This window comes from Shewanella colwelliana ATCC 39565 (assembly GCF_000518705.1).
In the GTDB taxonomy this organism is placed as follows: Bacteria; Pseudomonadota; Gammaproteobacteria; order Enterobacterales; family Shewanellaceae; genus Shewanella; species Shewanella colwelliana.
Window position 1 is genome coordinate 137126 of the sequence record NZ_KI912479.1, and the last position, 11900, is coordinate 149025.

Genomic DNA, 11900 nt, shown 5'->3' on the forward strand with positions numbered 1-11900 from the left:
GCATTTACCATGCCAATATGCTATTTCCTTTAATTACAGTTGCTTATGTTTTTTGTTCGTTGAGTGAGAAACAAAAGCCGCAGTTTTGTAGTGATTTTATTTAACACTTGGTTAAATTTGCTAACACTAGTAATAGGGATAATGCAGCAGGGTGCAAATTGGATTTGCTACAAAATGTGACTCAGTAGGATGGTGAGCAGGTTTTGCTCAATTGAGGAGGGTGAAATCCTGATTGGTATTACTGGATGGCTTCGTTAATGCCTCGTTCTACAGACAATAAAAAAGGCACTTAAAAAGTGCCTTTTTTTAGCCAACTGTGATTTTAGCGTTTGTCTATTTCGACAAAGCTACGCTCTTCAGCACCAGTATATAACTGGCGAGGGCGGCTAATCTTATGACCAGGTTGGTCTAACATCTCTTTCCAATGAGCAATCCAACCGACTGTGCGTGCCAGTGCAAATAGCACGGTAAACATACTCGTTGGAATACCGATGGCCTTCATGATGATACCTGAGTAGAAATCTACATTTGGATAGAGTTTCTTAGATACAAAATATTCATCTTCAAGGGCGATGCGCTCAAGTTCCATTGCAACATCCAGTAACGGATCGTTGACCTTAAGCTCTGCTAAAACTTCATGACACGTTTCACGCATGACTTTAGCGCGAGGGTCGAAGTTTTTGTAAACGCGATGACCAAAGCCCATTAGACGGAAAGGATCATCTTTATCCTTAGCGCGTGCAATAAATTCTGGGATGCGGTCTACAGTACCAATCTCTTCTAGCATGTTTAGACACGCTTCATTTGCTCCACCATGTGCAGGGCCCCAAAGAGAGGCGATACCTGCAGCGATACAAGCAAATGGGTTAGCCCCTGATGAACCTGCAAGACGCACGGTAGAGGTTGAAGCGTTCTGCTCGTGATCCGCATGAAGGATAAAGATACGATCCATCGCACGTTCGACGATTGGATTCACTTTATACTCTTCACAAGGCACGGCAAACATCATGCTTAAGAAGTTACCGGCATAGCTTAAATCGTTACGTGGGTAAACAAATGGCTGTCCAATTGAATACTTGTAACACATCGCTGCAATGGTTGGCATTTTAGACACTAAACGGAACGCTGCTATTTCGCGGTGGCGCTCGTCATTGACGTCTAAAGAGTCTTGATAGAATGCAGATAGAGCACCTGTCACACCACATAGCATTGCCATTGGGTGTGCATCACGGCGGAAACCACGGAAAAACGATGCGAGTTGCTCGTTAACCATAGTGTGTGTTTTAACCGTGTGAACAAACTTTTCATACTGGGCCTTGTTAGGTAACTCACCGTAAAGGAGCAAATAACAAAGATCTAAATAATCAGAATCGACGGCAAGTTCGTCGATCGCGTAACCACGGTGTAAAAGTATACCTTGGGCGCCATCAATATAGGTGATAGCTGATTCGCAGGATGCTGTTGCTAAAAATCCTGGGTCAAATGTGAAATGACCTTTGCTACCTAGTTTGCTGATGTCGATAACATCAAATCCTGCCGTTCCTTTTTTGATAGGCAGATCAATCGAATCGTTCCCTGGTAGTTCCAATTTGGCTATATTATCAGCCATACCCCGTTCTCCTTACTTCATTCTTATGTGAGTGCGGCTTGTCAAACGCCAATACTTTACAGTGAATGTAGATCACATTTCAATTTAAATAACCGTTTAAATTCGTTAGACCATGGTCTTAATAGCGGTTAAGTGCCCGTCAATACAGCAACTTGGCAGATTTTTTTACCAAAAAAACAAAATTTGCATAATGTGATGTTTGTATTTGACATTTGCGCAGCGTATACTTGCTTCGGCTCGAAAGAGCTACAAACAAACCAACTCATAAACCATTTATTTACATGCTTAATTAGTGATTTTTGAATTAGTTAACTGTTTGTTTAAACTTTTCTTTTGTAACGAGATTAGGAGGTAAGTTTGCTTGCTGTACAAATTTCGTTCGAAAGAGGTTCAAATAACAAAAATAATGCTCAATGGAGCAGAGTGAGCAGAACGTGAAAAAGCAAAGACCTGTCCATCTAGATCTGCAGACCATTCGCTTTCCTGCAACAGCGATTGCGTCAATCCTTCACCGTGTATCCGGTGTCATCATGCTGTTTGCCGTCGGCATTCTTATCTGGTTGTTGAGTGAATCACTCGCATCTGCTGAGAGTTTCGCGGGCATCCAATCTCTTTTTGATAACTTTATCGTTAAGTTTGTCGTCTGGGGAATTCTTACCGCGCTTGGTTACCATTTAGTAGTTGGCTTACGTCATCTCGTTATGGATACAGGCCGCTGGGAAGAGTTAGACTCAGGTAACGCTTCAGCGAAAGTCGCTTTTGTAATTGCAGCGGCATTATCAATCATTGCGGGGATTTGGGTATGGTAACAAATGCAGCAAGTCTTGGACGCAGTGGCGTTCATGATTTTATTCTTATTCGTGCTAGTGCCGTAATTCTTACTTGTTACACCATTTTCTTAGTAGGATTCATTGCCGCTAGTTCTCCTCTCACTTATGACGTTTGGCATGGCTTATTTAGCACCTTGCCAATGAAAGTGTTTACGTTGCTAGCCCTAGTGGCAATATTGGTCCACGCATGGATCGGTATCTGGCAAGTGCTTACTGATTACGTGAAATGCGTCAGTTTGCGCGGCGTACTCCAATTCGTCTTCGTCGTGGCTGCCTTCAGTTATATGGCCGCTGGCATTGTTATTGTGTGGGGTGTTTAAGTGAGTATTCCAGTACGTGAGTTTGATGCGGTCGTTATTGGCGCCGGTGGCGCAGGTATGCGAGCTGCACTACAGATTTCTAAAGAAGGTAAGAGCTGCGCGCTCTTATCTAAAGTATTTCCTACTCGTTCTCATACCGTATCGGCACAGGGTGGTATTACCGTTGCACTAGGTAACGCCCATGAAGATCATTGGGAACAGCACATGTACGATACCGTTAAAGGTTCTGATTTCATCGGTGACCAAGACGCTATCGAATTTATGTGCCAAACCGGTCCAGAAGCGATTATTGAACTTGAGCATATGGGTCTCCCATTCTCTCGCTTTGAAAACGGTAAGATTTACCAACGTCCTTTTGGTGGCCAGTCAAAGAATTTTGGTGGCGAACAAGCGGCGCGTACAGCTGCTGCGGCTGACCGTACCGGTCATGCGCTACTGCATTGTCTTTATCAGCAAAACGTTAAGCACAAGACGGAAGTCTTTTCTGAATGGTATGCACTTGATTTAGTTAAGAACGAAGACGGCGCAATTGTCGGTTGTACTGCAATCGAAATTGAAACTGGCGAAATCGTTTACTTTAAAGCCAAGGCAACGATTCTGGCGACCGGTGGTGCAGGGCGTATTTATGCTTCGACCACTAACGCTCATATCAATACTGGTGACGGTGTCGGTATGGCAATGCGTGCTGGCGTGCAGATGCAAGACATGGAAATGTGGCAGTTCCACCCAACAGGTATTGCTGGCGCCGGTGTTTTGGTGACTGAAGGCTGTCGTGGTGAAGGTGGATACCTACTCAATAAAGATGGCGAGCGCTTCATGGAGCGTTATGCGCCAAACGCGAAAGATTTAGCATCACGTGACGTGGTTGCACGTTCAATGATGACTGAAATTCGTGAAGGTCGCGGTTTAGATGGTCCATTAGGTCCACACTGTCTGCTAAAACTTGACCACTTAGGTAAAGAAACCTTAGAAGCGCGTCTTCCTGGCGTTTGTGAATTGTCTCGTACCTTCGCTCATATCGATCCGGCAGATGGTCCAATTCCAGTGCTGCCTACGTGTCACTACATGATGGGCGGTTTGCCAGCAAAAGTGAGCGGTCAGGTTATTCGTAAGAATGAAGATGGCAGCGAGCAAGATGTTGTTGGTCTGTTTGCGGTCGGTGAGATTGCTTGTGTATCTGTTCACGGTGCTAACCGCCTCGGTGGTAACTCTCTACTTGATTTGGTGGTATTTGGTCGTGCAGCGGGTCAACACTTAGGTAAAGCGCTTGACGCAACAGCCGATCCTAAAGATGCCTCTGACGCGGATATCGCTAAGTCACTTGAACGCCTTAACCGTTGGGAAAGCAATAAAGACGGTGAAGACCCAGCTAAAATCCGTAAAGATCTGCAGCTATGTATGCAGCTTAACTTCTCGGTATTCCGTAGCGGCGACGCGATGGCTGAAGGCCTGGCTGAACTTAAGTCAATTCGTGAGCGTCTAGCGAATGCTAAGTTGTCTGACAACTCAAGTGAATTCAATACCCAGCGTATCGAATGTCTTGAATTGGATAACTTAATGGCGACCGCGATTGCGACGGCTTATGCGGCAAATTTCCGTACTGAGAGTCGTGGTGCACATTCACGTGAAGATTTCCTCGACCGTGATGACGAGAACTGGTTATGTCACAGTGTTTTTGACCCAGTCACTGAACAGATGACTAAGCGTGATGTCAACATGGAGCCTAAGCTTCGTGCCGCCTTCCCGCCGATTAAGCGTACCTACTAAGGAATTTGAGATGAATTTGAAGATTGCTATTTATCGCTATAATCCTGATGTAGACACTAAGCCTTACATGAAGGATTATACGTTGGAAGTTGCTGAAGGTACCGATATGATGGTGCTTGACGTATTGATGCTGCTAAAAGAGCAAGATCCAACGTTGGCTTTCCGCCGTTCATGCCGTGAAGGTGTGTGTGGTAGTGATGGCGTCAACATGAATGGTAAAAACGGTTTAGCGTGTATCACCCCAATTTCGACCTTTAAAGGTAAGAAAATGGAGATCCGCCCGCTACCTGGCATGCCTGTTGTGCGCGACTTGATTGTAGATTTAACGCAATTCTACAAGCAGTACGAAAAAATTAAGCCTTTCTTGATTAATGATGAAAAAACGCCAGCGCGTGAGCATCTGCAATCACCAGAAGAGCGTGCACACTTAGATGGACTCTATGAGTGTATTATGTGTGCTTGTTGTTCAACGGCTTGCCCATCATTTTGGTGGAACCCTGATAAGTTCGTTGGTCCAAGTGGCTTATTACATGCTTATCGATTCCTTATCGATAGCCGTGATACCGCAACGGAAGAGCGTTTATCTGAGCTAGATGATGCCTATAGCGTATTTCGCTGTCACGGTATCATGAACTGTGTGGATGTATGTCCTAAGGGACTTAACCCAACTAAAGCGATTGGACATATTAAGTCTATGTTGCTGAAGAGAGCAGTTTAAATGCAACAAAATGAGCTGATTTTAATAATTATATAGCTCAGTGAGAGTCACTTCTTCTGTAAGAGAAGTGGCTCTTTTGTGTAATGGAACTACAATGTGCCGTGAAATCTGGACTCTAGGGGCGGCAGATATTTTGCAATTGCAGTGCGTTTAACTGGGATTGCATTTTTAAGACTTTGGCTAAACACGTGTATAAAGTTTGAAAGGAATAGAAATGCACCAAGGCATCATGAAAGCCTGGCTCGACTCGTCTCACCTAAGTGGTGCGAATTCGACCTATGTAGAAGAGATGTATGAAGCCTATCAAGAGGACCCTCAGTCAGTTTCTGATGACTGGCGAGCGGTGTTTGATAACCTCCCACATGCCAACGGTGCAACAGCAGATGTGCCCGAAGCTGCCCACTCTAAAGTACGTGAATATTTTCGTAGTTTAGCGTTAGAAGGCCGTCATAAGAGTGCAACTCGAATGACCGACCCTGACGTAGATGCTAAGCAAGTTAAAGTTCTTCAGATGATTAACGCCCACCGTTTCCGTGGTCACCAGAATGCTAATCTGGATCCCCTCGGTTTATGGAAGCGTGAAGCTGTCTCTGAATTGGACCCTGCCTTCCACGGCTTAACTAGCGAAGATATGGAGCGTGAATTCAATACGGGTTCCTTTGCGCACGGTGGTGACACCATGCAGCTAAGAGATCTCGTAAAAGCACTGAAGGCCACTTATTGTGGTTCAATTGGTGCCGAATACATGCATATTACCGATACCGAAGAGAAACGTTGGATTCAGCAACGTTTGGAGCCATCCTTAGGTAGAGCCAATTACGATAAATCCGCTAAAACCCGTATTTTAGAAGGCCTTAACGCCGCAGAAGGTATGGAAAAATACCTCGGTGCTAAGTTCCCTGGCGCGAAGCGTTTCTCACTGGAAGGTGGTGATGCGTTAGTCCCTATGATGCGTGAAATTATCTATCGCGGTGGCGAAGCCGGGACTAAAGAGATTGTTGTGGGCATGGCTCACCGTGGTCGTCTTAACCTACTGGTCAACGTATTAGGTAAAAAACCATCAGAGTTATTTGATGAGTTTGCTGGTAAGCACAGCGACGTATTAAATGGTTCTGGTGACGTAAAGTATCATCAAGGTTTCTCCTCTGATTTTGAAACGCCAGGCGGCAATGTTCATCTAGCGCTTGCGTTTAATCCATCTCACCTTGAAATTGTAAACCCTGTGGTCATGGGCTCTGTTCGCGCTCGCCTTGACCGTCGTGGTTGTGATACTGGCTTGCAAGTGATGCCAATTACCATTCATGGTGATAGTGCAATTGCGGGTCAAGGTATTGTGCAAGAGACATTTAACATGTCTCAAACCCGAGCCTTTAAAGTTGGCGGTAGTATCCGAATCGTGGTTAACAACCAGGTTGGTTTTACGACCAACTTGACCGAAGATACTCGTTCAACTGAATACTGTACCGATATTGCTAAAATGGTACAGGCACCCATCTTCCACGTTAATGCTGATGACCCAGAAGCCGTCGCTTTTGTGGCGCAGGTGGCTGTTGATTACCGTAACACCTTTAAGCGTGATGTAGTCATTGATCTCGTTTGTTATCGCCGCCACGGCCATAACGAAGCTGATGAGCCAAGTGCAACACAGCCATTAATGTATGCAAAAATCAAGAAACACCCAACGCCGCGTAAGATCTATGCTGACCGTCTAATTGAAGAAAGCACCCTTGGTGCTGATGAAGTGACCTCGATGATCAATGATTATCGTGATGCACTCGATCAAGGAGATTGTGTCGTGAAAGAGTGGCGTCCAATGACACTGCATTCTGTAGACTGGACGCCTTATATCAATCGCGAATGGGATGAAGATTATCCGGCGGCAATGTCGCTTGAGCGTTTAGAAAACCTTGCGCAAAAGATCAGTTATGTGCCAGAAAATCATAAGTTGCAGTCTCGTGTTGCTAAGATCTATAAAGATCGTGTGTCAATGGCTAATGGCGAGAAACTGCTCGACTGGGGCTTTGCTGAAACCTTAGCTTATGCATCGATTCTTGAAGATAAGAAACGCGTGCGTATTACTGGGCAAGATTCTGGTCGTGGTACTTTCTTTCATCGTCATGCCGTGCTGCATAATCAAAACGATGCGACCGCTTATTTGCCTTTGCGTCAGGTAACGGACGATCAAGGCCCTATCGATATCTCTGACTCAGTGCTATCTGAAGCGTCGGTCTTGGCTTTTGAATACGGTTACGCGACAGCTGAACCCGGTGGTTTGACTATCTGGGAAGCGCAGTTTGGTGATTTTGCTAACTGTGCTCAGGTGGTTATTGATCAGTTCTTATCGTCAGGTGAGCAGAAGTGGGGCAGATTGTGTGGCCTGACCATGCTATTACCTCATGGTTACGAGGGCCAAGGTCCTGAGCATTCAAGTGCGCGTCTAGAACGTTTCTTGCAACTGTGTGCAAACCACAATATGCAAGTTTGTGTGCCATCGACGCCAGCTCAGGTCTACCACATGTTGCGCCGTCAGGTCGTTAGACCAATGCGTCGCCCATTAGTCGTTATGTCACCTAAGTCTCTGTTGCGTCATCCATTAGCCGTATCTAGCTTGGAAGAACTTGCCTCTGGCACCTTCCAAAACGTGATTGCTGAAATTGATGAGCAAGACACGAGTAAGGTTGATCGCGTTGTGTTCTGTAGCGGTAAGGTCTACTTCGAACTGCTTGAAAAACGTCGTAAAGAGAACGTTACTAATGTTGCCCTAGTTCGTGTTGAGCAACTTTATCCGTTCCCGCATGAAGATATGGACAAGATCCTTGCCCAGTATCAGCACGTTAAAGATTTTGTTTGGTGTCAGGAAGAGCCACAAAACCAGGGAGCTTGGTATTGTAGCCAGCACCACTTCTGGTCGGCAATCCCTGCAGGTGCACAGCTAACCTACGCCGGTCGTGAAGCATCTGCTGCACCGGCTTGTGGTTATCCAGGACTGCATGCCCAACAGCAAGAATCTTTAATTAATAGCGCATTAAAACTGTAGTAATAGACAATTTATAAAAAGGATAGTGATCCATGAGTATCGAAATCAAGGTACCCGTACTGCCAGAATCTGTTGCTGATGCAACTATTGCCACTTGGCATGTTAAGGCTGGCGAACAAGTTTCTCGCGATCAGAACCTAGTTGATATCGAAACAGATAAAGTTGTTCTCGAAGTGGTTGCGCCAGAAGATGGTTCAATCGTAGAGTTTCTTGCTGAAGAAGGTGACACCGTTCTGGGTGAAGCTGTGATCGCTAAATTTGTAGCGGGTGCGGTTGCTGGCCAGGAAGTGTCTAAAGCTGAAGCTGAAGCTGCAGCGCCTCAAGACGCGGCTAGCGATGAGTCTAATGATGCGCTAAGTCCATCTGTACGTCGTTTGATTGCTGAACATAATGTTGATGCATCAAAGCTTAAAGGTACTGGTGTTGGCGGACGTATCACGAAAGAAGATGTTGAAGCGTTCGTTAAATCAGCGCCTGCAGCGAAGCCCGCTGCAGCCCCTGCGGTCGTAGCGCCACTAGGTGAGCGTAGTCAAAAGCGTGTACCAATGACGCGTCTACGTAAGACTATTGCTAATCGTCTACTTGAAGCGAAGAACTCAACAGCTATGTTGACCACCTTCAACGAAGTGAACATGAAGCCAATCATGGACATTCGTAAGCAATATCAAGAAGTGTTTGAAAAGCGTCACGGCATTCGCCTAGGTTTCATGTCTTTCTACGTGAAGGCGGTGACTGAAGCCCTTAAGCGTTTCCCTGAAGTGAATGCATCAATTGATGGCGATGATATTGTTTATCACAACTATTTTGATGTGAGTATCGCAGTATCTACCCCTCGTGGTCTAGTTACTCCAGTACTGCGTGATACTGACACAATGAGCCTAGCTGATATTGAGCGTAATGTACGTGAACTCGCTATTAAAGGCCGCGATGGTAAGTTGACCGTTGATGATATGACGGGTGGTAACTTCACCGTGACTAACGGTGGCGTGTTTGGCTCACTCATGTCTACGCCAATCCTTAACTTGCCACAGAGCGCGATTTTAGGCATGCATGCCATCAAAGATCGCCCAATGGCAGTTAATGGTCAGGTAGAAATTCTGCCTATGATGTACCTAGCACTGTCTTATGACCACCGTATTATCGATGGTCGTGAGTCTGTTGGCTTCTTGGTTGCCATTAAGGACTTCCTCGAAGACCCAACTCGTCTACTACTCGACCTGTAAGACGACGTTGATTCAATGCCTATCAATTTGATAGGCATTACCCTCGCTACTGGCTCTGATGAGCTGGTTGGATTTGATAAGAAGTATACGGATAGATCATCATGAATTTGCATGAGTATCAGGCAAAATCCCTATTTGCCGAATATGGTTTACCAGTGTCAGAAGGTTTTGCATGTGACACCCCTCAAGAAGCGGTAGAAGCAGCAGGCCATATTGGCGGAAATATGTGGGTTGTTAAGTGTCAAGTACACGCAGGCGGCCGTGGTAAAGCAGGTGGCGTTAAAGTTACCGGCGATAAAGAAGAGATCAGAGCATTCGCTGAAAATTGGTTAGGTAAGAACTTAGTGACTTACCAAACTGATGAGAAAGGTCAGCCAGTTGCTAAAATTTTAGTAGAAAGCTGCACTGATATCGCTAACGAACTTTATCTTGGTGCCGTTGTAGACCGTGCGACGCGTCGTGTTGTGTTCATGGCATCAACTGAAGGTGGTGTTGAGATTGAGACTGTGGCTGAAGAAACGCCGGAGTTGATTCACAAAGCAATTATCGACCCTTTGACTGGTCCTCAACCATACCAAGCTCGTGATCTTGGCTTCAAGTTGGGTCTAAACCCAACTCAAATGAAGCAGTTCACTAAAGTGTTCATGGGTCTTGCTAAGATGTTTAACGACCATGATTTCGCACTGCTAGAGATCAACCCACTTGTTATCACGACCGAAGGCAATATTCACTGTCTAGACGGTAAGATCGGTATCGATGGCAATGCGTTGTTCCGTCAACCAAAAATCCGTGATATGCACGATCCATCACAAGATGATGCTCGTGAAGCACATGCGGCTAAATTTGAGCTTAACTACGTTGCTCTAGATGGTAACGTGGGTTGTATGGTTAACGGTGCAGGCCTAGCAATGGGTACCATGGACATCGTAAACCTGCACGGCGGCAAGCCAGCTAACTTCCTAGACGTAGGCGGTGGAGCAACTAAAGAGCGCGTAGCTGAAGCATTTAAGATCATTCTTTCTGACGACAATGTTAAAGCTGTTCTTGTGAACATCTTTGGTGGCATCGTACGTTGTGACATGATCGCTGAAGGCATCATTGGCGCTGTCAAAGAAGTGGGTGTTGAAGTGCCAGTTGTTGTACGTCTTGAAGGTACTAACGCAGATCTCGGTCGCGAAGTATTGGCTAACTCTGGTCTTGACATTATTGCAGCGGAGTCACTTACTGATGCTGCGGTTAAAGTTGTTGCTGCTGCGGAGGGCAAATAATGTCTGTATTAATCAATAAAGATACCAAAGTTATCTGTCAAGGTTTCACTGGTGGTCAAGGTACTTTCCATTCAGAACAAGCTATTGCTTATGGCACAAAAATGGTTGGTGGTGTATCTCCTGGAAAAGGTGGTCAAGTTCACTTAGGTCTTCCAGTATTTAATACTGTAAAAGATGCCGTGGCTGAAACTGGCGCAACAGCGACAGTTATCTATGTACCAGCACCTTTTTGTAAAGATGCCATTCTTGAAGCTATCGACGGTGGCATTGAGCTAATCGTATGTATTACTGAAGGTATTCCTACTCTGGATATGCTTGAAGTTAAAGTTAAGCTTGAAGAAACAGGCGTTCGCATGATCGGTCCTAACTGCCCAGGTGTTATCACCCCGGGTGAATGTAAGATTGGTATCATGCCTGGTCACATCCACAAGCCTGGTAAAGTAGGTATTGTTTCTCGCTCTGGTACTTTGACGTACGAAGCGGTTAAGCAAACTACCGATGAAGGTTTCGGCCAATCAACATGTGTTGGTATCGGTGGCGACCCAATTCCTGGTACTAACTTCATCGACGTATTGGAAATGTTCCAAAACGATCCACAAACTGAAGCAATCGTTATGATTGGTGAGATCGGTGGTACTGCTGAAGAAGAAGCGGCTGAGTTCATCAAAGCTAACGTGACTAAGCCTGTTGTATCTTACATTGCTGGTGTGACTGCACCAGAAGGTAAGCGCATGGGTCACGCTGGTGCGATCATTGCTGGCGGTAAAGGTACTGCAGAAGATAAGTTTGCCGCACTAGAAGCAGCAGGCGTAACGACAGTTCGTTCACTTGCAGATATTGGCAGTGCACTACGTACTAAGACGGGTTGGTAATTTTTTCCAACCAGTTAAAAAGGCGCCTTAGGGCGCCTTTTTTATTGGATTAAAAACGGCATTTTTGCCAAGCCCCAATTTTGTTCATCGTTTTTGCCAATTTTTCGTTAGCATTACCCCCAGGGTTAATGACTTTGCTAACTTTGATATCAAATGCGTATATCACTTATAGATATTATTCATTATCGCGACTACGCCGTGAGAGGGATAATCCTTTATCGAGTCGTGATGACTTTTACACTTCAGCTAAGGGACA

General features: G+C 45.5%; 9 protein-coding genes. 8 read left to right on the plus strand and 1 reads right to left on the minus strand.

The annotated features are described in order from the left end of the window. Positions 1 to 322: 322 nt before the first annotated feature. Complete coding sequence (locus L876_RS0116915) at positions 323 to 1609, minus strand: citrate synthase (protein WP_028764880.1); 1287 nt, start codon at positions 1607 to 1609, stop codon at positions 323 to 325. A 413-nt stretch (positions 1610 to 2022) separates the two neighbouring features. Here L876_RS0116915 and sdhC point away from each other — a divergent pair, with 413 nt between their 5' ends. The 8 genes from sdhC (at position 2023) to sucD (ending at position 11644) form a co-directional block, all read left to right on the plus strand. Next, positions 2023 to 2418: a succinate dehydrogenase cytochrome b556 subunit gene (sdhC, locus tag L876_RS0116920; protein WP_028764881.1), complete on the plus strand. Its 396-nt coding sequence runs from the start codon at positions 2023 to 2025 to the stop codon at positions 2416 to 2418. Next, positions 2412 to 2759 (plus strand): succinate dehydrogenase, hydrophobic membrane anchor protein, encoded by a 348-nt coding sequence (gene sdhD, locus L876_RS0116925; RefSeq protein WP_028764882.1) that lies wholly within the window; start codon positions 2412 to 2414, stop codon positions 2757 to 2759. The genes sdhC and sdhD overlap by 7 nt, the downstream gene beginning before the upstream one ends. Beyond that, the gene (gene sdhA / locus L876_RS0116930) at positions 2760 to 4526 is read left to right on the plus strand and encodes a succinate dehydrogenase flavoprotein subunit (protein WP_028764883.1); all 1767 of its coding nucleotides are present in this window, start codon (positions 2760 to 2762) and stop codon (positions 4524 to 4526) included. It abuts the gene before it with no gap. Positions 4527 to 4536: 10 nt separating this feature from the next. Further along, complete coding sequence (locus L876_RS0116935) at positions 4537 to 5244, plus strand: succinate dehydrogenase iron-sulfur subunit (RefSeq protein ID WP_028764884.1); 708 nt, start codon at positions 4537 to 4539, stop codon at positions 5242 to 5244. 214 nt (positions 5245 to 5458) lie between these two features. Continuing rightward, positions 5459 to 8281: a 2-oxoglutarate dehydrogenase E1 component gene (sucA, locus tag L876_RS0116940; protein WP_028764885.1), complete on the plus strand. Its 2823-nt coding sequence runs from the start codon at positions 5459 to 5461 to the stop codon at positions 8279 to 8281. 32 nt (positions 8282 to 8313) lie between these two features. Further along, positions 8314 to 9504 carry a 2-oxoglutarate dehydrogenase complex dihydrolipoyllysine-residue succinyltransferase gene (odhB, locus tag L876_RS0116945; protein ID WP_028764886.1) on the plus strand — a complete coding sequence of 397 codons (1191 nt, stop codon included), beginning with the start codon at positions 8314 to 8316 and terminating at the stop codon, positions 9502 to 9504. Between the two features lie 101 nt (positions 9505 to 9605). After that, positions 9606 to 10772 carry an ADP-forming succinate--CoA ligase subunit beta gene (sucC, locus tag L876_RS0116950; protein ID WP_028764887.1) on the plus strand — a complete coding sequence of 389 codons (1167 nt, stop codon included), beginning with the start codon at positions 9606 to 9608 and terminating at the stop codon, positions 10770 to 10772. Further along, positions 10772 to 11644, plus strand: a complete 873-nt coding sequence (gene sucD / locus L876_RS0116955; RefSeq protein WP_028764888.1) for a succinate--CoA ligase subunit alpha — start codon at positions 10772 to 10774, stop codon at positions 11642 to 11644. The genes sucC and sucD overlap by 1 nt, the downstream gene beginning before the upstream one ends. Positions 11645 to 11900: the final 256 nt, after the last annotated feature.